Raw genomic sequence first — 20,205 nt, forward strand, 5'->3', positions numbered from 1 at the left:
CCTGTATCGACCCCATTGCCCGCCTTTCTCCGCGCGGCGCGGGTATCGGCGGGCTTACCGCGTGGTGCGTTCGCCACCATTGACCGCGAGCACCTGACCGGTTACCTGCCGGGCGGCGGGTGAGGCGAGATAGTGCACCGCGGCGGCTATATCGTCGGGAACGCCGGGGCGGCGAGTATGGGTGGCGGCGATCAGGGATGCGCGCCGTTCGTCGGTCAATTTGTCGCGGAAGAACTCGGTGTCGGAGATGTAGCCGGGCGAAACGACATTCGCGGTGATGCCGAGCGGGCCCAACTCGGCGGACAGTTGGGTATTCCACGAGGCGAGTCCGGCTTTGGCCGCGCCGTAGGCGCCCGCGCCTTTGTCCGCGGCGATCGAGCCGATGTGCACCACGGCGCCGGGATTCGTCAGCCGGTCGCGCAGCGCCGAGGTCATCAGCACGGCGCTGATCAGATTGGCGTCCAGGTTGGCGCGCCAGGCGGCGGCCAGGCTCCGCAGATCGGCCGGCGCGTTCAGGTCGAAGTCGGTATTGCCGCCCGCGTTGTTGACGAGCACGTGGATTTCGCGGGGGAGTTGGTCGACCAGCGTCTCGATCTGCGCCGGATCGGTGGCGTCGCAGACGTAGGCTGTCGCGCCGAGTTCCGCGGCTGTGGCGTGCAGCGGCTCGGCCCGGCGCCCGGTGATCACCACCGAGTCGCCCTCCGCCGCGAAGGTGTGCGCGATAGCCCGGCCGATGCCGGTGGCTCCGCCGGTTACCACGATGTTCCGTGCCATGTGACTCTCCTTCATCGGGTATGTTTAGACCTAAACGTAGCCGTTGTTTAGGTCTAAACGCAACTGAGGAGTGGCATGGACGAGAACGATCCCGTCGACGCGATCGCCCTGGCTTGGCGGCGGGAGCGCCCGGGCACGCCGGTCGACGGCATCGGCGTGGTAACCCGAATCTGGCACCTGGCCAAGCTATTCGGCGACGACCGCCGCCGAGTGCTCGCCGCCGAGCACGCCGACACCGCCACCCTGGACCTGCTCAGTGTGCTCCGCCGCAGCGGCCCGCCCTACCGCCTGACCACCCGCCAACTCCAAGACCACACCATGCTCACCGCAGGCGCCATCTCCCAGCGAGTAGCCCGGGCCGAAGCCGAAGGCCTGGTCACCCGCTCACCCCTGGACGACGGCTCCCGCGCAGTCGTCGTCGCTCTCACCCCGGCCGGCCACGACCTCGTCGAACGACTGGTCGACCAGGTCCTGGGCCGAGAAGCAGATCTGCTCTCCGGCTTGACCCCCGAACAGCAGGCCGACCTGACCGACCTACTGCGCATCCTGCACCAGGACCTGATGTCCCGCCTCGGCAACCGGAAGATCACTCAGGTCGGTTCAGCGGATGCGTAGATGTCGTTGAATCTGTTGTGCAGCAGCTGAACCGGTGCGATGCGCCCGACGGTGCGGAGCGTTGGGGTGGTCGGCCAGGTGAGTGCCAGTTTCGCGGCGAGAACTCCGTTCAGCGCAAGGCAAGGGCGAGGAAGAAGTCGACTCGGTCTTCGAGGCGGGAGAGGTCGCGGGCGGTGAGTTCTTCGATGCGCTGGATGCGGTAGCGCAGGGTGTTGACGTGGACGTGGAGGAGGTCGGCGCATTTGGTCCAGGAGCCGGAGACCTCTAGGAAGGTTTCCAGGGTGTGGACGAGGTCGGCGCGGTTGTCCTGGTCGTAGGTGGTGAGGGGGTCGAGGAGGCGCAGGCGGAACATGCGGCGGACCTCGTCGGGGACCGAGGCGAGCAGGAGCATGTGGGTGGCGAGTTCGTCGTGGCCGACGACGCTGGCGGGCTGGAGGCGGCCTGCGGCCATGCGGCGGGCGTAGCGGGCTTCTTCGACGGCGCCGCGCAGGCCTTCGCCGTCGACCACGCCGCTGACGCCCACGGATAGTCGGCTGCCGCGTAGCCCGGGCTCCAAAGCGGTGACGGCGCGGTTGATTTCGTCGATGACGGGGGTGTCCGGTCCGGCGGGGATCAGCGCGATCGCCTCGCCGTCCACGACACCGGCGGCAGGCCTTCTGCCGTAAAGGATTTCGCGCAGCAGCACGCGTAATTCGCCGGGCCGCAGCGTGTCGTCACCGGCGGCTGCGACGGCGATGTAGGTCTCGGCGGGCCCCAATCCGGTGAGTTCCAGCCGCGAAATGATCTCGGTCGGTTTGGCATCCGAGACGATGAGCTCGATGAGTTCCTGCGCGAGCCGACCCTCAGCGCTCTGCCGGTCGTCCTGGCGGGCACGTTCCAGCGACACCACGGCGGCGAGTTCACCGGCCAGTGCGCGCCGCTCCTCCGGCCACTCGGTGTAATCGCCTTCGAACACCAGGAACCAGTCCGCGGCCCGCGAGGTGCGATGCTCGTCCACCGCGAACAGGGAGAATCGGCTGCCCTCATGCAGCAACGCGCACGGCAGGCGACGGGCGCTGAGAAACGCGGTGGTCACCTCGACCGGCGGCGCGGTGGCGGGCCCGGCCACTGCCCGGCCGGTGGAGGACACGACCCAGCAGCGCATGCCGAGGTCGCGTTCGATGAGCTCCAGCACCGAGCCGAGCCCTGCACCCGAGACGAGCTGGCGGTGCCGGTCCAGGATCGCGGTGAGATCCGCGGCCCGTCCGGTCGACAGGTTGCGGGTGATCTGCTCGGTGACCGCGGCGAACGCGACCGTCTCCGGTACCCGGAACAGCGGAATCCGGTGCTTGCGACAGGCCTCGACCACGTCCGGCGGCGCACCGCCGTACCTGGCGTCACCCGCGGCCATACCCGCGACCCCGGCCTGGGCCAGCGCGCGGACGAACACCTCGCTGTCGGCGGGATCGTGGCGCCACTGCATGCCGGTGAGCACGAGCTCGCCGCCGGAGAGGTAGCGGCCGGGGTCGAGCATGTCGGTGGTCACCACCCAGCGCACGAACCGGTCCAGCTCTTCCTCGCCGGTGACGAGCTCTAGTCCCAGGTCCGCCATGGTCAGCAGTGATCGAAGGCGCACGGTGCGAAGGCTAACAGTCGCACCCCTGGTGAAGGCCCTTGGACATTCGCACAAAGAGTTGGTTGTGAACTGGCGCACAGTTCAGATTTCTCGTTTCTAGCTGCGGTGTTCCCCGGCGGGTGTACTTGCGGAACAGATTGGCGAACCCCGACAGGAGGTCAGATGGCAGGCGACATCGGATGGCTCAACTCGTTGCCGCCGGACCGCGCCGTGCAGGAACTACTGACCTGCTGCGCGTCCCGGCAGTGGGCGCAGAAGGTGGCGGCCTCGCGGCCCTATCCGGACGCCGCGAGCGCCACCGCCGCGGCCGTCGCCGCGGTGTGCGAGCTGAGTTGGCCGGATGTCGAGGAGGCGCTGTCGGCGCATCCGCGCATCGGTGATCGGGCCAAGGCCGAGCTGTCCGAGCGGGAGGCCGCGTGGTCGCGCGGCGAACAGTCCGGCGCCGCGACCGCCGACGCCGCCGTGCGGGCCGAGCTCGCCGCGGGGAACCGGGCCTATGAGGACCGGTTCGGTCACGTCTTCCTGATCCGCGCCACCGGCCGCAGCGCCGCGGAGATGCTTACCGAGCTGCGCAAGCGCCTGGCCAACTCGCTGCTCGACGAACGCATCAAGGTGCAGAGCGAGCTCGCCGACATCACCCGGCTGCGGGTGCGGAAGCTGCTGGGGGACAAGTGAGTTTGTCCACCCACGTGCTGAACGCGGTGACCGGGCGGCCGGCTGCCGGACTCAGGGTCCAGCTGTCCCGCGCCGACGGAACCGTGCTCGCCGAACGGCACACCGACGACGACGGCCGCGTCAAAGACCTGCCGGCTCCCGAAACCGGCACGCACCGGCTGACTTTCGACACCGCCGAGCTCAGCCCCTTCTACCCCTCGGTCGCCATCGACTTCACCGTCGCCGACCCGGCGGCGCACTACCACGTGCCGCTGCTGCTCAGTCCGTATTCCTACTCCACCTATCGAGGTAGCTGAACAATGTCGATCAAGCTCGGTCCGAACCGATATGGCAAAGCGGAGACCCATGTCGTCGGCGTGACGAAAAACGGTGGCGTGCACGAGATCCGGGATCTCAATGTCGGCGTCGCGCTGTCCGGCGACATGGACGAGGTGCACCTCACCGGCGACAACAGCGCGGTACTGCCGACGGATACGCAGAAGAACACCGTCTTCGCCTTCGCCAAGGAGCACGGCATCTCCTCGCCTGAGGCGTTCGGTGAGCTGCTGGCCCGGCATTTCGTCGACTCGCAGCCGACCATCCACCACGCGCGGGTCAGCGTCGAGGAGTACGCCTGGGAGCGGATCGTGCTCGGCGCGAGCAACGAGCAGCACTCGTTCGTTCGCTCGGGCCAAGAGGTGCGGACCGCGCGGGTGCACTACGACGGCGAAAAGTCTTGGGTCGTCGCGGGTTTGCAGGGCCTGGTGGTGCTCAACTCCACTGGTTCGGAGTTCCACGGGTACCTGAAGGACAAGTACACGACGCTGCAAGAGGCCTACGACCGCGTCCTGGCCACCGAGGTCAACGCGGAGTGGCGCTATATCGGCGAGCCCAGCGACTGGGACAAGACCTACCGCGAGGCCAGGCGCGCCATGCTGGAGGCGTTCGCCGAAACCTACAGCTACTCACTGCAACAGACCCTCTACGCGATGGGCGAGCGGGTACTCGCCGCCTGCGCGGAGATCGGTGAGGTCCGGCTGTCGCTGCCCAACAAGCACCATTTCGTCGTCGACCTGTCTGCCTTCGGGCTGACCAACGACAACGAGGTGTTCTACGCGGCCGACCGCCCCTACGGCCTGATCGAAGGCACCGTGCTGCGCGAGGACGCGCCCGCCGCCGGACCGGCGTGGGAGTGACGATGGACTTCTTGCGACCCACCAGCTGGGCGGACGCCCTCGACATCAAGTCGAACCGCCCGGACGCCACCCCCATCCAGGGCGGCACCGACATGATGGTCGAGCTCAACTTCGACAAGGGCCGCCCGAGCGCCCTGCTCGACCTCAATCCGTGCCGGGAGTTGTTCGAGTACAGCGAGATCGACGGCAAGCTGCGCATCGGCGCGGGTGTGCCGTACGTTCGGATCATCAACCGGCTCGGCAACCGGCTGCCGGGCCTGGCTCAGGCCTCGCGCACCGTCGGCTCGCCGCAGATCCGCAACCGCGGCACCGTCGGCGGCAATCTCGGTGCCGCCTCACCGGCCGGGGACACCCATCCGGCGCTGCTCGCGGGCGACGCGGTGATCGAGGTCGAGTCGGCCGGACGCGGCACCCGGATGATCCCGATCGACGACTTCTACGTCTGGGTGAAGAAGAACGCCCTCGAACCCGACGAGCTGATCCGCGCGATCTGGCTGCCGCCCGCCGAAGGGCCGCAGTATTTTTCGAAGGTCGGCACGCGCAACGCCATGGTGATCGCCGTGTGCTCGTTCGCCGTCGCGCTGTATCCGGGCACCGGCACCGCGCGGACCGGCATCGGCTCGGCCGGCCCGACGCCGTTGCGCGCGCGGCCCGCCGAGGAATTCCTTGCCGCACAGCTGCCTTGGCACGATCCGGCTCCGCTCTCCGACAGTGTGCTGCGTGAGTTCGGCGCGCTCGTGTCGGCCGCGGCGGCCCCGATCGATGACGTCCGCGGCACCGCGGACTACCGCAAGCACGCCCTGTCGGTGCTGGCCCGCCGCACGCTGGGCTGGGCATGGACCGACTACCTGACAGAAAGGAAGGCAGCCTGATGCGCGTGACCTTCGACGTGAACGGCGCCACGGAGACCGTCGACGACGTATGGGAGGGCGAGAGCCTGCTCTACATGCTGCGCGAGCGGATGGGCCTTCCCGGCTCCAAGAACGCCTGCGAGCAGGGTGAATGTGGTTCCTGCACGGTGTATTTGAACGGCACGCCGGTGTGTTCCTGCCTGGTGGCGGCCGGTCAGGCCGAGGGCTGTTCGGTGCGGACGGTGGAGGGCCTGACCAAGGGCGCGCAGCTCGACCCGATGCAGGAGGCGTTCGTCGAGGCGGGGGCGGTCCAATGCGGTTTCTGCACACCGGGTCTCATCGTGCAGGCGCACGACCTCATCGAGCACAATGCCGATCCTTCCGATGCGGAGATCCGCGAGGCACTGGCCGGAAACCTCTGCCGCTGCACCGGATACGAGAAAATCCTGGATGCCGTGCGGCTCGCGGCACAGCGAAAGGCGGCGGCGCAATGAGCAAGACTGTTATCGAAAACGCGTACATCGCACCGGTCCTCGGGCCGGAAATCCCCTCCGGTTATCTGGTGATCGCCGACGGCAGGATCGAATCTCTCGGTGCGGGACCGGCGCCCATCGTGCCCGACGCGCAACGCATCGACGGCACGGGTTGCCTGGTCACCCCGGGTTTGGTCAACACGCACCACCATCTGTACCAGTGGGCGACCCAGGGCATGTTCCAGGACTCGACGCTGTTCGAGTGGCTGACCGGCCTGTACCGGACTTGGGCGCGGATGGACGCCGACGTCGTCTACGGCGCGGCCTCGGCCGGTTTGGGCTGGATGGCGCTGACCGGCTGCACCACGAGCAGCGATCACCACTATGTGTTCCCACAGGGGCGCGGTGACCTGTTCGACGCCGAGGTGCGGGCCGCGCGCGAGCTCGGCATCCGGTTCCACCCGTGCCGCGGCTCGATGGACCGGGGTCAGTCCGACGGCGGGCTGCCGCCGGACGAGGTAGTCGAGGATCGCGACGCGATCCTGCTGAACACCGCGGAAATCATTGATAAATATCATGATCCGTCGTTCGACTCGATGCTGCGCGTCGCGGTGGCGCCGTGCTCACCGTTCTCGGTGAGCGAAGGGCTGATGACCGACGCCGCGTCGCTGGCACGCAGCAAAGGCGTTCGCCTGCACACCCATCTCGCCGAGACGCTCGACGAGGAAGAACACTGCCGCGAACAGATGGGCTGCACGCCGGTCGAATACATGGAGAAGCTCGGCTGGCTCGGCGACGACGTCTGGTTCGCGCACGCGGTGCACCTGCACGATGCCGACATTCGACGCTTCGCCGAGACCGGCACGGGCATGGCGCATTGCCCGAGCTCCAACGCCCGGCTCGGCGCGGGCATCGCCCGGATCACCGACCTGCTGGCGGCCGGAGCCCCGGTCGGCCTCGGGGTGGACGGCGCGGCCTCCAGCGAATTGACCTCGCTGGCCGGTGAACTGCGCCAGACCATGCTGTTCCAGCGGGCGGTGCACGGTCCGACCGCGCTGACCGCGCGCCAGGCCCTCGAGGTCGGCACCCTGGGCGGTGCCCGGAACCTGGGTCGCCAGTTGGAGATCGGCAGCCTGGAGCCGGGCAAGCTGGCCGACATCGCCATGTGGCGGGTCGACGGGTTCCGGGCCGCGGTCCAGGATCCGGTGTGCACGTTGGTCTTCGGGCCGACGCCGCCGCTGGCTCGGCTGCTGGTAGGAGGCCGCACCGTCGTGGAGAACGACGAGCTGCGCACCGTCTCGCACGACGCGGTCGGCCGGGCCGGCGCGGCCGCGCGGAATCGCCTGCTAAAGGAGGAATCTCGATGACCTCGGCTCGAACCACCCGTTTCCCCGGTGAGGTCGCCGCGCCCGGCAAGGGCGGCGTCGGCGAGAGCCCGCTGCGGCCGGACGGCACCCTCAAGGTGAAGGGCGAATTCGCCTACTCCTCGGATCTGTGGATCGACGGCATGCTCTGGGGCGCGACCCTGCGCAGCCCGCATCCGCGCGCCCGCATCCTGCGCCTCGATATCGGCCCCGCGCTGAAACTGCCCGGCGTGCATGCGGTGCTGACCCACGAGGACGTGCCCGGCCGCAAGATGTACGGGCTGGACCACACCTGGGACCAGCCGGTGCTCGCCATCGACGAGGTCCGTCACCACGGTGAGCCGATTGCCCTGGTCGCGGCCGATCATCCCGAGATCGCCCGGCGCGCAATGGAAGCCATCGTGATCGAGTGGGAGGTGCTGGAGCCGATCACCGATCCGCTCGCGGTGGTCGCCGACCCGGAGCGGCACAAGGTGCAGGAGCGCGGCGGCATCACCCGGTATCAGCCGGTGCGCGTCGGCGACATGGAGGTCGGCCGGGCGCTGGCCGACGTGGTGATCGCCGAGGATTACGAGGTCGGCATCCAGGACCAGGCGTTCCTCGGCCCGGAGTCCGGCCTGGTGGTGCCCGCCGAGGACGGCGGCCTGGACTTCTACGTCGCCACCCAGTGGATGCACTGGGACCTCACGCAGATCGGCCCCTGTCTTGACCTGCCCGAGGACAAGATGCGGATGACGCTGGCCGGCGTCGGTGGCGCGTTCGGCGGCCGCGAGGACCTGTCCATGCAGATCCACGCGGGCATGCTGGCGCTCTACACTGGCAAGCCGGTCAAGATGATGTACAACCGCGAGGAGTCCTTCTTCGGGCACGTGCACCGGCATCCGGCGCAGATGCGCTACGAGTACGGCGTCACCCGGGCCGGGAAGATCGTGTTCGCCAAGGTCCGGATCGTGCTGGACGGCGGGGCCTACACCTCCGCCACGCTCAACGTCACCGGCAACGCGGCCTCGCTCGCGGTGGGTCCCTACGAGATCCCGAACCTCGAGATCGACGCGTACGGCGTCTATACGAACAACCCGCCGTGCGGCGCGATGCGCGGATTCGGCGCGGTGCAGGCGTGTTTCGCGCACGAGTCGATGATGGACAAGATCGCCGAGGCGGTCGGGCTCGACCCGGTGCACGTGCGGCAGATCAACGCCGTGAGCCAGGGCTCCAAGATCGCGACTGGGCAGGTCGTGCACGCGCCGATGCCGATGGCCGAGATGCTCGGGCAGGCGCGCGACATGCCGCTGCCCGCGCCGCTGGATGTCGCCGATATCCGGAACCTGCCCGGTGGCGCCTCGCAGACCACCCACGGCGAGGGCGTTGTGCGCGGCATCGGCTACGGCGTCGGCATCAAGAACATCTGCTTCTCCGAGGGTTTCGACGACTACTCCACTGCGCGCGTCCGGCTGGAAGTCATCGGCGGCGAACCGGTCGCACTGGTGCACACCGCCGCGGCCGAGGTCGGCCAAGGGCTGGTCACCGTCGAAGCGCAGATCGCGCGCACCGAGCTCGGCGTCGAGAAGGTCACCATCCATCCGGCCGACAACCAGGTCGGCAGCTCCGGCTCCTCGTCGGCCTCCCGGCAGACCTATATGACCGGCGGTGCGGTGAAGGCCGCGTGCGAGGCGGTGCGGATGCGCGTACTCGCCCTGGCCCAAGGACGTTTCGGCGCTACCCGCGGGCTCGGGCTGGTCGGCGGCAAGGTGGTCTCGCACACCGGCGAGGTGTATGCCGCGCTCGTCGATCTGCTCGGTGACGAAATCATCGAGGAGACAAGGGAGTTCCATCACAGGCCGACCACCGGCATGGATCCCGTGACGGGCCAGGGCGACAGCCACACCCAGCTCGCCCTGTGCGTGCACCGGGCCGTGGTGGACGTCGACACCGAGCTGGGTTTGGTCAAAGTCGTTGCGCTGGACGCCGTGCAAGATGTCGGAAAGATCATGAACCGCTTGTCGCTGGAGGGCCAGATCCACGGTGGCTCCGCCCAGGGCCTCGGCCTCGCGGTCATGGAGGAAATTCAGGTCCGCGACGGAAAGGTGCTCAACCCGTCGTTCACCGACTACCTGATCCCCACCATTCTCGATATGCCGCCACAGCGGCTGGAGATTCTCGAAAACGCCGACCCGCACGCCCCATACGGGCTGCGCGGCGCCGGAGAGCCACCCACGCTCTCCTCGACTCCCGCGGTCGTCGCGGCCATTCGGGACGCATGCCGTTCCGCGGGAGGAACCGTGCACATCAACCGAGTGCCGGTGCGTCCGGAAGACATCATCCGGAGCAGTTGATCAACAGGGGTTGTGTCTGTCACGCGGGCACCGTGCCGAGAACGGCATCGCCTGCGTGACAACGCAACACAGACCCCACAACAGCAGAACCGAACCACGCGATCCGGCCATGACGGCCGGTTCGTAGGTCGGCTATGCCCCGAGGAGGGCACGCCAATGACCCAAGTCCAGACCCACTCCTCCGTCCCGGAGCCGGTCACCGGAAGATCCCCGCTCGACCGATTCTTTCGGCTGAGCGAACGCAAGACCACCGTCTCCCGCGAAATCCGCGGCGGTATCACCACTTTCGTGGCGATGGCCTACGTCATCCTGCTCGTCCCGCTGATCATCGGCGGGGTCAAGGATATCGACGGCAACACCCTGAGCATCGCTCAACTCACCACCGCGACCGCGTTCTCGGCCGGGCTCAGCACTATTCTGATGGGCCTCGTCGGCAACGTACCACTCGCCCTGGCGGCCGGCCTCGGTGTCGTCCCGGTGGTCGCCTTCCAGGCGGCGCCGCACATGACGTGGCCGCAGACCATGGGCCTGGTGGTGCTGATGGGCGTGGTCATCGTGATCCTGGCCGCGACCGGCCTGCGCACGATGATCATCAATGCCATTCCGCTGTCGCTGAAGAACGCGATCGGCGTCGGCATCGGCATGTTCATCGCGATGATCGGCCTGGTGTCGGCGGGCGTGGTCGGTCACGGTGCGCAGACCGGTCCGCCGGTCACGCTCGGCGCCGGTGGGCACCTTTCCGGGTGGCCGGGAGTGATTTTCTCCGTCGGATTGCTGCTGATGCTGGCACTGTTCATCCGAAAGGTGCCCGGTGCCATCCTGATCAGCATCGCCGTCGCCACGGTGCTGGCCATCGTGGTCAACTCGCTGGCGAAGGTCGATCCGAAGACCTGGGGTCCGGTGGTGCCGGAGACGCCGAAGGGATTCTTCGCCGCGCCGGACTTCGGGTTGGTGCTCGATATCGATCTGCTCGGCGGATTCGCCAGGGCGGGTGGGCTGGTCGCCGGCGTCGTGCTGTTCACGCTGGTGCTCACCGGGTTCTTCGACGCCATGGGCACCGTGTTCGGGGTCTGTGACGAGGCGGGTCTGCTCGACGAGCGCGGCACCATGCCTGGTCTCGGCAAGGTGCTGACCGTCGACGGGATCGGGCAGGTCATCGGCGGGGTGAGCGGCGGCGCGGGCAACACCGTGTACGTCGAGTCCGCGACGGGTGTCGGTGAGGGCGCACGTACCGGGCTAGCCAGTGTGATGACGGGTGCATTGTTCTGTCTCGCAGTGCTGTTCACCCCGCTCGCGGCCGTGGTGCCGATCCAGGCCGCCGCGCCGGCGCTGGTGCTGGTCGGTGCGCTGATGATGACCCAGGCGCGCAAGATCGACTGGGCCGACCTGGAAGTCGCCGTGCCGGCCTTCCTGACCATCGTGCTGATGCCGTTCACCTACTCGATCACCAATGGGGTCGGTGCGGGCGTCATCGCCTATGTGGTGATCAAGGCGGCGCGGGGCAAGTTCAGCGAGATCCACTGGCTGATCTGGGTGGTCGCGGCGGTCTTCGCCGGGTACTTCGGCATCGCGGCCATCGAACTGATGCTCGGCGGATAGAACGGCGGAAACAATGCGTGACCTCGCGGCAGAGCTCCTGCCCTGGCATACGGCGGGTAAGACCTACGCCGTGGCCACCGTGATCGGCGTCAGCGGCAGTGCGCCGCGGCCGCCGGGCGCCGCCCTGGCGGTGGACGCCGAAGGTGTTGTCATCGGCAGTATTTCCGGTGGCTGCGTCGAAGGCGCGGTGTACGAGCTCTGCCGCGAGGCCCTGCGCACCGGGCAGCCGGTGCGCGAAACCTTCGGGTACAGCGACGACGACGCGTTCGCCGTCGGGCTGACCTGTGGGGGCAAGATCGAAGTGTTCGTGCAGACCGTCACGCCCGCCGAGCACGACACGATCGAGGCGTTGCTGCGGTCCGCCGAGCCGGTGGCACTCGTGCGCGACCTGAACACCGGGGCTGCAATGGCTTTGGGGCCGTGGTGGACGCTCGGGGTGAAGTTCGATCCGGTAGTGGTGGCCGAAGCGCGGGCGATGCTCGACCTCGGAGCTACCGGCGTGCGCGTCATCGGTTGCGGCGAACGGGAATTGACGGTCTTCGTGGAATCGTATGTACCGCCGCCACGCATGATCGTGTTCGGCGCAATAGATTTCGCGGCAGCCGTGACGCGGATGGGCCGGTTTCTCGGCTATCACGTCACCGTCTGCGACGCCCGCCCCGTGTTCGCCACGCCGGCTCGATTCCCGGACGCCCATGAGGTCGTCGTGGGGTGGCCAGACCGGTACCTCGCGCGCACCACGGTCGACTCCCGGACCGTGCTGTGTGTGCTTACCCATGATGCGAAGTTCGACATCCCGTTGCTGGAGAAGGCCTTACGGCTGCCAGTGGCCTATGTCGGTGCGATGGGTTCGAGGCGCACCCATGAGGATCGCATGGCCAGTCTGCGCGCCGCCGGTCTCTCGGAAGCCGAACTGGCGGTGCTGCATTCGCCGATCGGACTGGACCTGGGCGGGCGCACGGCCGAGGAGACCGCCGTCGCCATCGCCGCGGAGATCGTGGCGGTCCGGCGCGGCGGCTCGGCCCGGCCGCTCAATACCACCGACGGAGCTATCCATCGGGATCTGGTGCCGACCCGGTGAAGGTATTCGGCTGGAGCATCATACGAAATCGACTTCGGAATGCTCGATCAGCTTTGGGTTGATCTCATCTATCCGAACCACGCGTAATCCACGCATACTTGATGAAATTCGATACAAAGGACCCGATAATGCCGTTGATTTTCCTGAACGGTTCCGCCATGCGCGGAGGGCCGCTCAACCATCTGTTGAACGGTGCGCCGTTCGCCGGTGAGGCGAAAACCGCGCCACGCTACCGATTCTTCTCGGTCGGCGACCGTTTTCCCGGCCTCGACCCGTCGCCGGATGGCGGCTACTCGATCACCGGCGAACTGTTCGACGTGCCGCTCGACGTCCTGCGCGAAAGCCTGCTACCTGCGGAACCGCCGGAGCTGGAGCTCGGCGCGATCGAGCTGGACGACGGCAGGTCGGTCCTGTCGATGGTATTGCGCAGGCCGCCGACGTCGTACCCGGAGCTGATCGACATCACCCGCATCGGCAGCTGGAAGAAATATCGAGAAGGAGCTGAATGAAGCATCACGCAGGGGAGTCCGGTCTCCCGAGATTCGACGTCAATTGCTCTATTCTTTTCACCGATCTGCCGCTGCTGGAGCGTCCGGCCGCAGCCAAGGCAGCCGGTTTCGACGCGGTCGAATTCTGGTGGCCCTTCGGCGAAGATCCCACGCCGGGGGACAAAGAGATCGACGCGTTCGTGCGCGCTATCGACGACGCCGGTGTGCAGTTGGTCGGGTTGAATTTCATCGACCTTATTCCGGTGGGCCGCGGCCTGGTTTCCGTGCCCGGTGAGATCACCCGGTTCCGCGACAACATCGAGGTAGCCGTCGGGATCGCCGAGCGTACCGGTTGCCGGGCGCTGAATGCCCTCTACGGCAACCGCATCGCGGGGGAGGACCCGGCGAAGCAGGACGAACTGGCCCTGGAGAACCTGCGGCTGGCTGCTCGCGCTGCCGCCCGGATCGGCGCCGCCGTCCTGGTCGAGGCGCTGAATGCGCATGAGTCGCCGCACTATCCGATCGTCAGCGCCGAGCATGCCGTGCGCGTGATCGAGCAGACCGGCGAGCCGAACGTGCGCTTCCTGTGCGACCTGTACCACCTGGCGCGCATGGACGAGAACCTGATCCAGGTGATCAAGACCTACGCGCAGCACATCGGCCACGTGCAGATCGCCGACGACCCGGGCCGTGGCCGGCCGGGGACCGGTGAACTCGACTTCGGCACGCTGTTCCAAACCCTCGCCGCCGCAGGTTATGACGGCTGGATCGGCCTCGAATACAAAGACCCCGAGCTTGATTGGAAGTGGATGCAGGCATGAGCAGTATCGGTTTTATCGGCTTGGGGATCATGGGTAGCCCGATGGCGGGCCACCTCGTCAAGGCCGGGCACGAAGTGACCGGCTACGACATCGGCCCGAAGGGACTCGAAAAGCTCAAGGAAGCGGGCGGTTCCGCAGCCGCCAGTGTCGCCGAGGCCGTCCGCGACAAGAACATCATCATCACGATGCTGCCGCAGGACGAGCACATCGAGCAGGTCTTCCCCGAGATCGTTGAGCACTCCGTCCCCGGATCGCTCTACATCGACTTCTCCACCATCACCCCGAAGACCGCCAAGTGGACGGCCGAGCAGGGCAAGAAGAACGGCCTGCGGGTGCTGGACGCCCCGGTCAGCGGCGGGGAGAACGGGGCGATCAACGCGGCCCTGTCGATCATGGTCGGCGGCTCCGAGGCCGACTTCGCGGCCGCCACCCCGATTTTCGAGGCGGTCGGTAAGACGTTCGCGCTGGTCGGCGGCAGCGGTGCCGGCCAATGCGTCAAGGCGGCCAACCAGCTCGTCGTCGGCGGCACGTACGCCTTGGTTGCCGAGGCGATCCTGTTGATGGAGAACCTTGGGGCGGACGCGGCCAAGGGGCTCGACGTGCTGGCCGGTGGTCTCGCGGGCAGCAAGATCCTCGAGCTCAAGCGCGAAACCATGCTGGCCCGCAACTTCGTGCCCGGTTTCCGGATCGACCTGCACCACAAGGACATGGGCATCATCCTGCAGGCCGCCCGCGAGGCCGAGGTGTCGATCCCGATGGGTGCGCTCACCGCGCAGCTGATCGCGGCGGGCCGCGCCATGGGTTACGGCTCGCTGGACCACTCCGGTCTGCTGCTGGTCGCCGAGGCGCTGTCGGGTCGAGGCGAGGCATGAGAATGCCCGCGCCGTCGCCCGCGCGGCACGAAGTCTGCGGCATCCGGCTGCCCGACGGCTGGGTGCGCAGCGAGAAACCTGCCGACCGTGCGAAGTCGCACGCGATGCAAACACGCAATACAAGCCAGAACAAGGAGCGTTGACCATGGCACGGATGCGTACCGTCGACGCCGCGGTCCTGATTCTCGAAAAAGAAGGCGCGACACAGGCGTTCGGGCTGCCCGGCGCGGCGATCAACCCCTTCTACAGCGCGATGCGCGCGCACGGTGGCATCAAGCATGTGCTCGCGCGGCACGTCGAAGCGGCCTCGCATATGGCCGAGGGCTATACCCGCGCCACGGCAGGCAATATCGGCGTCTGCATCGGCACCTCGGGGCCCGCGGGCACCGACATGATCACCGGGTTGTACTCGGCCAGCGCCGATTCCATCCCGATCCTGTGCATCACCGGTCAGGCGCCGGTGGCGAAGCTGCACAAGGAGGACTTCCAGGCCGTCGATATCGCCTCGATCGCCGCGCCGGTCGCCAAGTGGGCGGTCACGGTATTGGAGCCCGCGCAGGTTCCCGGTAGCTTCCAGAAGGCCTTTCGACTGATGCGGGAAGGCAGGCCGGGCCCGGTGCTGATCGACTTGCCGATCGACGTGCAGCTCGCCGAGATCGAGTTCGACATCGACACGTACGAGCCACTCGTGGTGCATCGGCCCGCGGCGACCCGGGCGCAGGCCGAGAAGGCCATCGCGATGCTGAACGCGGCCCAGCGTCCGCTGCTGGTCGCCGGTGGCGGCATCGTGAATGCCGACGCCGCCGAACTGCTCGTCGAATTCGCCGAACTGACCGGTGTTCCCGTGGTGCCGACTCTGATGGGCTGGGGCACGATCCCCGACGATCACGCGCTGCACGCGGGCATGGTCGGCTTGCAGACCTCGCACCGGTACGGCAATGCCACCATGCTCGAGTCGGATTTCGTGCTGGGTATCGGCAACCGGTGGGCCAACCGGCACACCGGTGGCGTCGAGACCTACACCAAGGACCGCACTTTCGTGCACGTCGACATCGAGCCGACCCAGATCGGGCGGGTCTTCGCCCCGGACTTCGGCATCACCTCCGATGCGGGCGCGGCACTGCAAGTGTTCATCGAGGTTGCCCGCGAGCTCGCGGCGGCCGGCGAGCTGCCCGACCGCAGCGACTGGGCGGGGCAGGTCCGGGCGCGAAAGCAGCTCGGCCAGCGCAAGACCCACTTCGACAACGTGCCGATCAAGCCGCAGCGGGTCTACGAGGAGATGAACCGGGCGTTCGGGCCGGAGGTCCGCTACGTCAGCACCATCGGGCTCTCGCAGATCCAGGCGTCGCAGCTGCTGCACGTCTACAAGCCGCGGCATTGGATCAACGCGGGGCAGGCCGGACCACTGGGCTGGACGCTGCCCGCCGCTCTCGGTGTCGCGACCGCCGATCCGGATTCGACGGTGGTGGCGCTTTCCGGTGACTACGACTTCCAGTTCCTCATCGAGGAATTGGCCGTCGGCGCCCAGTTCAACATCCCGTACATCCATGTGCTGGTGAACAACTCGTACCTGGGTTTGATCCGGCAGGCGCAACGCAACTTCTCCATGGACTACTACGTTCAGCTCGACTTCGACAACATCAACAGCCCCGAGGTGGGCGGCTACGGCGTCGATCACGTCAAGGTCGCGGAAGGGCTGGGCTGCAAGGCTATTCGGGTCTTCGAACCGGACCGGATCGGTCAGGCGCTGGAAGACGCCAAGAAGATGATCGTCGAACACCGGGTGCCGGTGGTCGTCGAATGCATCCTCGAACGCGTCACCAACGTGTCGATGGGTTTGGAGATCGACAACATCGTCGAATTCGAGGAACTGGCGCAGTCCGCCGCGGACGCGCCCACTGCCACCGTCGCCATCGAACCGGAGCCGGAACCGGTCGGAGGCGGCAGGTGAGCGGGCCGGACGCGCCCCGCTCGAAAGATGTGCGCGGCGGGTGGCGCGATGGCCATTGCGTCGTCGCCCCCGACAAGTTCAAGGGGTCGCTGACCGCGCCTCAGGTCGCCGCGCACATCGTCACCGGACTCCGCCGGGTACGCCCGGACCTCCCCGTCGTCAGCATGCCGGTGGCAGACGGGGGCGACGGTACGGTCGACGCCGTCGTGGAGTCGGGCTTCGTCCGCTTTCAGACGAGCGTCGCCGGGCCGCTGGGATTGCCGGTGGCTGCTTCGTTCGCGATGAGGGGCGAGGCGGCCGTGATCGAGCTGGCGGAAGCGTCCGGCCTGCGTCGGCTGCCTATTCGGCCGACCTTCCAAACCGCCATGACGGCAACGAGTTACGGCACCGGCGAGCTGATCCGCGCGGCCGCCACCCGCGGCGCGCGCCGGGTCGTGCTCGGTCTCGGCGGCAGCGCGTGCACCGACGGGGGAGTGGGCATGATGTCGGCGCTCGGCGTGCGTTTCCTCGACGACCACGGTCGCGAGCTGCCGCCGGGCGGTGCGGCGCTGAGCCGGTTGGCGCGCATCGATGCCAGCGAGATGCTGCAGGTGCCGGTGATCGTCGCGTCCGATGTGGACAATCCGCTGCTCGGGCCGCGCGGTGCCGCGCACATCTATGGCCCGCAGAAGGGTGCGCGGAGTAACGACATCGACGAATTGGAGTGGGGCCTGGCACGTTTGGCCTCAATCGTCGAACGTGACCTCGGCGCCGACGTCGCGGACCGGCCGGGCGCCGGTGCCGCGGGCGGGGTCGGTTACGCCGCGCTCGCCTTCCTCGGCGCGACGGTGCGGCCCGGCATCGAGCTCATTCTCGAGCTGATGTCGTTCACCGAACAGATCGAGGGGGCCCGGCTGGTGATCACCGGGGAGGGCTCGCTCGATCCGCAGACTCTGCACGGCAAAGCGCCGGTCGGGGTCGCTCGAGCCGCGGCAGGCGCCACCGTGCCGGTCGTCGCGGTGGCCGGCCAGCGCTCGCTCACCGGCGAGCAGCTGCGCCGCGCCCACATCGAGCAGGCGTACGCGCTGACCGACCTCGAACCCGACCCCGAGGTCTGCATGGCGAACGCGGGACCACTGTTGGAACGGCTGGCCGGTGAGATCGCCGGGGCCTGGCTGGGAGCGAGTGCTCATGCATGATCTGGTCATCCGATCCCGGCGGGTCGCGCTGCCGGAGGGGATCCGCGCGGCCGCGATTGCCGTGCGGGACGGGAAGATCGTGGCGCTGGCGGACTACGAGGCGGTGCTGCCCGCGGCGGCGACCACTGACCTCGCGGATCTCGTCGTGCTGCCGGGTCTGGTGGATTCGCATGTGCACGTCAACGAGCCGGGGCGGACCGAGTGGGAGGGTTTCGCCACGGCGACCAAGGCGGCCGCGGCGGGCGGGGTGACCACGATCGTGGACATGCCGCTGAACTCGCTGCCGCCGACGGTCACTGTGCCGTATTTGGAGACCAAGCGGTCTGTTGCGGCGGGGCAGTGTCATGTCGATGTCGCGTTCTGGGGCGGTGCTATTCCTGGCAACCTGGCGTCGCTGCGGCCGTTGCACGAGGCGGGCGTGGTCGGCTTCAAATGCTTTCTGTCACCGTCCGGGGTGGATGAATTTCCGCCGCTGGGGCTCGGTGAGGTCGAGCAGGTGATGCGGGAGCTCGCGGCCTTCGACGGACTGCTGGTCGTACACGCCGAAGATCCGGTGCGGCTGCATGATCCGGTCGACGGGTCGTATCGCGCGTTCCTGGATTCGCGGCCGGGGGCGGCGGAAAAGGCTGCGGTGCAGGAGGTTATCGCACTGGCCGAAGCGACCGGCGTGCGCGCGCACATCCTGCATGTCTCGGCGGCGGCCTGTCTCGAACCGCTGGCCGCGGCGCAGGCGCGTGGGGTGCGGATCACCGCGGAGACCTGCCCGCACTATCTGACGCTGTCGGCGGCCGAGGCGTCGTCCACCGCGTTCAAGTGCTGCCCGCCGATCCGTGACGCGGGTAACCAGGACGCGCTGTGGCAAGGCCTGGCCGACGGCGTGCTGTCCTGTGTGGTCTCCGATCATTCGCCGTGCACGCCCGAGCTGAAGGAAGGCGACTTCGCGACCGCCTGGGGCGGCATCTCGTCGTTGCAGATCGGGTTGCCCGCCGTGTGGACCGCAGCCGCCGAGCGCGGCTTCCGGCTGACCGATGTGGTCCGCTGGATGGCCGCCGCACCCGCCGAACTGGCCGGGCTGTCGCACAAGGGGCGCATCGCGATCGGGTGCGACGCCGACCTGGTGGCGTTCGATCCGTGGGCGCCGATCACGGTCGATCCGGGCGCGCTGGCGCACAAGAATCCGGTCACGCCCTACGGCGGGCGGGAACTGCGCGGGCTCGTGCACGCTACTTGGCTGCGCGGGCGGGTCGTCGGCAACGGTCACCCGCCCGCGGGCAGCCTGATCTCCTTGCACCACAACCGGATAGGGAACCATGTCTGACTTCACCAACCTGCCCGACCTGGCGCTGCGCACGCACCGCGCCGGGGTGGTCGCCGCGAGCGACGAGTCGTTCGAAGAGCGGGAAAACCTGATCAACCCGTGGGAACCGCGGTTCGCCGAGCACACCTTCGGGCCCAAGGGCCAGGAGTACGACGGCTGGGAGACCCGCCGTCATCGCGGGCCCGGCCACGACTGGGCGATCATCCGGCTCGGTATGCCCGGGGTGATCCGTGGCGTTGTCGTCGACACCGCCTGGTTCAAGGGCAACTACCCGCCGTTCACGTCCGTCGAGGCCTGCCGCGCTCCCGGCTATCCGTCACCGTCCCAACTGGATTCGGCCGAGTGGGTGGAGATCGTGCCGCGCAGCGCACTGGGCGGCGACGCGAAACACGAACTCCCCGTTGCCGACGACCGCATCTTCACCCACGTCCGCCTGAACATCTACCCGGACGGCGGCGTCGCACGGCTGCGCGTGCACGGCGAGGTCGTCCCGGACCCGACCCTGCTCACCGGCCTCACCGTCGACCTCGCCGCCCTCGAAAACGGCGCTCGAACAGTGGCCTGCTCCAACATGTTCTACTCCGCGCCCGACAACATGCTCTCGCCCGGCCTGGCCCGCAACCAAGCCGAAGGGTGGGAGACCGCGCGCCGCCGTGACAACGGAAACGACTGGGCTGTCGTCGAACTCGCGGCCCAGGGTGTACCGGCGCTGATCGAACTCGACACCACCAACCTGCTGTTCAACGCCCCCGGCGAAACCCGCATCCTGGGTATCGATCACCAAGGCCCCGAGCCCCTGCCGCCCACCGACGACCCCGCCTGGTTCGAGTTGCTGTCGAGGACAACGCTGCAACCCGACACCCCGCACCGGTTCCGGCTCGCGCCGTCCACCCGCCCGGCCACGCATGTGCGCGTAGACATCTATCCGGACGGTGGTATCGCCCGGCTGCGCGTGCTCGGCGCGCTCACCGCCGCAGCCGAACGTGCGCTGAACGCCCGCTGGTTGTCGAACGGGAACTGAA

At 68.0% G+C, this 20,205-nt stretch carries 20 protein-coding genes; 18 read left to right on the forward strand and 2 right to left on the reverse strand.

Translation table 11 applies throughout. The features are described from left to right. Positions 1–54: 54 nt before the first annotated feature. Complete coding sequence (locus tag DBO33_RS17910) at positions 55–774, reverse strand: SDR family NAD(P)-dependent oxidoreductase (protein ID WP_107656061.1); 720 nt, start codon at positions 772–774, stop codon at positions 55–57. Between the two features lie 75 nt (positions 775–849). Between DBO33_RS17910 and DBO33_RS17915 the strand changes: the two genes are divergently transcribed. Next, positions 850–1,389: a MarR family winged helix-turn-helix transcriptional regulator gene (locus tag DBO33_RS17915; protein WP_107656062.1), complete on the forward strand. Its 540-nt coding sequence runs from the start codon at positions 850–852 to the stop codon at positions 1,387–1,389. A 109-nt stretch (positions 1,390–1,498) separates the two neighbouring features. On the opposite strand, the gene DBO33_RS17920 is transcribed toward DBO33_RS17915, so the two are convergent. Then, a complete protein-coding gene (locus tag DBO33_RS17920) occupies positions 1,499–3,004 on the reverse strand; it encodes a PucR family transcriptional regulator (RefSeq protein WP_107656063.1) in 1,506 nt (501 codons plus the stop codon). A 162-nt stretch (positions 3,005–3,166) separates the two neighbouring features. Between DBO33_RS17920 and uraD the strand changes: the two genes are divergently transcribed. The 17 genes from uraD (at position 3,167) to alc (ending at position 20,204) form a co-directional block, all read left to right on the forward strand. Beyond that, positions 3,167–3,679: a 2-oxo-4-hydroxy-4-carboxy-5-ureidoimidazoline decarboxylase gene (uraD, locus tag DBO33_RS17925; RefSeq protein ID WP_107656064.1), complete on the forward strand. Its 513-nt coding sequence runs from the start codon at positions 3,167–3,169 to the stop codon at positions 3,677–3,679. After that, on the forward strand, positions 3,676–3,975 hold the full coding sequence (uraH, locus tag DBO33_RS17930; RefSeq protein ID WP_107656065.1) for a hydroxyisourate hydrolase: 300 nt from the start codon (positions 3,676–3,678) through the stop codon (positions 3,973–3,975). The genes uraD and uraH overlap by 4 nt, the downstream gene beginning before the upstream one ends. 3 nt (positions 3,976–3,978) lie before the next feature. Next, positions 3,979–4,854, forward strand: coding sequence for a factor-independent urate hydroxylase (pucL, locus tag DBO33_RS17935; RefSeq protein WP_107656066.1), 876 nt, complete (start codon positions 3,979–3,981; stop codon positions 4,852–4,854). A gap of 2 nt (positions 4,855–4,856) precedes the next feature. Then, on the forward strand, positions 4,857–5,726 hold the full coding sequence (locus DBO33_RS17940) for an FAD binding domain-containing protein (RefSeq protein ID WP_107656067.1): 870 nt from the start codon (positions 4,857–4,859) through the stop codon (positions 5,724–5,726). After that, positions 5,726–6,199 (forward strand): (2Fe-2S)-binding protein, encoded by a 474-nt coding sequence (locus DBO33_RS17945; RefSeq protein ID WP_107656068.1) that lies wholly within the window; start codon positions 5,726–5,728, stop codon positions 6,197–6,199. Before DBO33_RS17940 ends, DBO33_RS17945 begins: the two co-directional genes overlap by 1 nt. Beyond that, the gene (locus DBO33_RS17950) at positions 6,196–7,545 is read left to right on the forward strand and encodes an 8-oxoguanine deaminase (RefSeq protein WP_107656069.1); all 1,350 of its coding nucleotides are present in this window, start codon (positions 6,196–6,198) and stop codon (positions 7,543–7,545) included. Before DBO33_RS17945 ends, DBO33_RS17950 begins: the two co-directional genes overlap by 4 nt. Further along, positions 7,542–9,875, forward strand: coding sequence for a xanthine dehydrogenase family protein molybdopterin-binding subunit (locus DBO33_RS17955; RefSeq protein WP_234390899.1), 2,334 nt, complete (start codon positions 7,542–7,544; stop codon positions 9,873–9,875). Before DBO33_RS17950 ends, DBO33_RS17955 begins: the two co-directional genes overlap by 4 nt. 156 nt (positions 9,876–10,031) lie before the next feature. After that, a complete protein-coding gene (locus DBO33_RS17960) occupies positions 10,032–11,474 on the forward strand; it encodes an NCS2 family permease (protein WP_107656070.1) in 1,443 nt (480 codons plus the stop codon). Between the two features lie 13 nt (positions 11,475–11,487). Next, entirely contained in the window at positions 11,488–12,555 is a 1,068-nt protein-coding gene (locus DBO33_RS17965) for an XdhC family protein (RefSeq protein WP_107656071.1), read from the forward strand. Positions 12,556–12,683: 128 nt separating this feature from the next. Continuing rightward, a complete protein-coding gene (locus DBO33_RS17970) occupies positions 12,684–13,064 on the forward strand; it encodes an allophanate hydrolase-related protein (protein WP_107656072.1) in 381 nt (126 codons plus the stop codon). Next, positions 13,061–13,864, forward strand: a complete 804-nt coding sequence (locus DBO33_RS17975) for a hydroxypyruvate isomerase family protein (protein WP_107656073.1) — start codon at positions 13,061–13,063, stop codon at positions 13,862–13,864. Before DBO33_RS17970 ends, DBO33_RS17975 begins: the two co-directional genes overlap by 4 nt. Further along, positions 13,861–14,736 carry an NAD(P)-dependent oxidoreductase gene (locus DBO33_RS17980; protein ID WP_107656074.1) on the forward strand — a complete coding sequence of 292 codons (876 nt, stop codon included), beginning with the start codon at positions 13,861–13,863 and terminating at the stop codon, positions 14,734–14,736. The genes DBO33_RS17975 and DBO33_RS17980 overlap by 4 nt, the downstream gene beginning before the upstream one ends. Beyond that, the gene (locus DBO33_RS42860; RefSeq protein ID WP_159080347.1) at positions 14,733–14,879 is read left to right on the forward strand and encodes a hypothetical protein; all 147 of its coding nucleotides are present in this window, start codon (positions 14,733–14,735) and stop codon (positions 14,877–14,879) included. The genes DBO33_RS17980 and DBO33_RS42860 overlap by 4 nt, the downstream gene beginning before the upstream one ends. Before the next feature lie 2 nt (positions 14,880–14,881). After that, positions 14,882–16,687, forward strand: coding sequence for a glyoxylate carboligase (gcl, locus tag DBO33_RS17985; RefSeq protein ID WP_107656075.1), 1,806 nt, complete (start codon positions 14,882–14,884; stop codon positions 16,685–16,687). After that, complete coding sequence (locus DBO33_RS17990) at positions 16,684–17,865, forward strand: glycerate kinase (RefSeq protein WP_107656076.1); 1,182 nt, start codon at positions 16,684–16,686, stop codon at positions 17,863–17,865. The genes gcl and DBO33_RS17990 overlap by 4 nt, the downstream gene beginning before the upstream one ends. Further along, positions 17,858–19,183, forward strand: a complete 1,326-nt coding sequence (allB, locus tag DBO33_RS17995) for an allantoinase AllB (RefSeq protein ID WP_199856679.1) — start codon at positions 17,858–17,860, stop codon at positions 19,181–19,183. The genes DBO33_RS17990 and allB overlap by 8 nt, the downstream gene beginning before the upstream one ends. After that, on the forward strand, positions 19,176–20,204 hold the full coding sequence (gene alc / locus DBO33_RS18000; RefSeq protein ID WP_107656078.1) for an allantoicase: 1,029 nt from the start codon (positions 19,176–19,178) through the stop codon (positions 20,202–20,204). The genes allB and alc overlap by 8 nt, the downstream gene beginning before the upstream one ends. The last annotated feature ends 1 nt before the right edge of the window (position 20,205 follow it).

The sequence above is a fragment of the Nocardia suismassiliense genome (genome assembly GCF_900269665.1).
Lineage (GTDB): Bacteria > Actinomycetota > Actinomycetes > Mycobacteriales > Mycobacteriaceae > Nocardia > Nocardia suismassiliense.

Coding starts and splice junctions, on each gene's coding strand:
- pucL (WP_107656066.1), top strand. CDS start 3,979: ATGTCGATCAAGCTCGGTCCGAACCGATATGGCAAAGCGGAGACCCAT.
- DBO33_RS17940 (WP_107656067.1), top strand. CDS start 4,857: ATGGACTTCTTGCGACCCACCAGCTGGGCGGACGCCCTCGACATCAAG.
- DBO33_RS17945 (WP_107656068.1), top strand. CDS start 5,726: ATGCGCGTGACCTTCGACGTGAACGGCGCCACGGAGACCGTCGACGAC.
- DBO33_RS17965 (WP_107656071.1), top strand. CDS start 11,488: ATGCGTGACCTCGCGGCAGAGCTCCTGCCCTGGCATACGGCGGGTAAG.
- DBO33_RS42860 (WP_159080347.1), top strand. CDS start 14,733: ATGAGAATGCCCGCGCCGTCGCCCGCGCGGCACGAAGTCTGCGGCATC.
- DBO33_RS17910 (WP_107656061.1), bottom strand. CDS start 774: ATGGCACGGAACATCGTGGTAACCGGCGGAGCCACCGGCATCGGCCGG.
- alc (WP_107656078.1), top strand. CDS start 19,176: ATGTCTGACTTCACCAACCTGCCCGACCTGGCGCTGCGCACGCACCGC.
- allB (WP_199856679.1), top strand. CDS start 17,858: ATGCATGATCTGGTCATCCGATCCCGGCGGGTCGCGCTGCCGGAGGGG.
- gcl (WP_107656075.1), top strand. CDS start 14,882: ATGGCACGGATGCGTACCGTCGACGCCGCGGTCCTGATTCTCGAAAAA.
- DBO33_RS17950 (WP_107656069.1), top strand. CDS start 6,196: ATGAGCAAGACTGTTATCGAAAACGCGTACATCGCACCGGTCCTCGGG.
- DBO33_RS17970 (WP_107656072.1), top strand. CDS start 12,684: ATGCCGTTGATTTTCCTGAACGGTTCCGCCATGCGCGGAGGGCCGCTC.
- DBO33_RS17980 (WP_107656074.1), top strand. CDS start 13,861: ATGAGCAGTATCGGTTTTATCGGCTTGGGGATCATGGGTAGCCCGATG.
- DBO33_RS17955 (WP_234390899.1), top strand. CDS start 7,542: ATGACCTCGGCTCGAACCACCCGTTTCCCCGGTGAGGTCGCCGCGCCC.
- DBO33_RS17975 (WP_107656073.1), top strand. CDS start 13,061: ATGAAGCATCACGCAGGGGAGTCCGGTCTCCCGAGATTCGACGTCAAT.
- DBO33_RS17915 (WP_107656062.1), top strand. CDS start 850: ATGGACGAGAACGATCCCGTCGACGCGATCGCCCTGGCTTGGCGGCGG.
- DBO33_RS17960 (WP_107656070.1), top strand. CDS start 10,032: ATGACCCAAGTCCAGACCCACTCCTCCGTCCCGGAGCCGGTCACCGGA.
- uraD (WP_107656064.1), top strand. CDS start 3,167: ATGGCAGGCGACATCGGATGGCTCAACTCGTTGCCGCCGGACCGCGCC.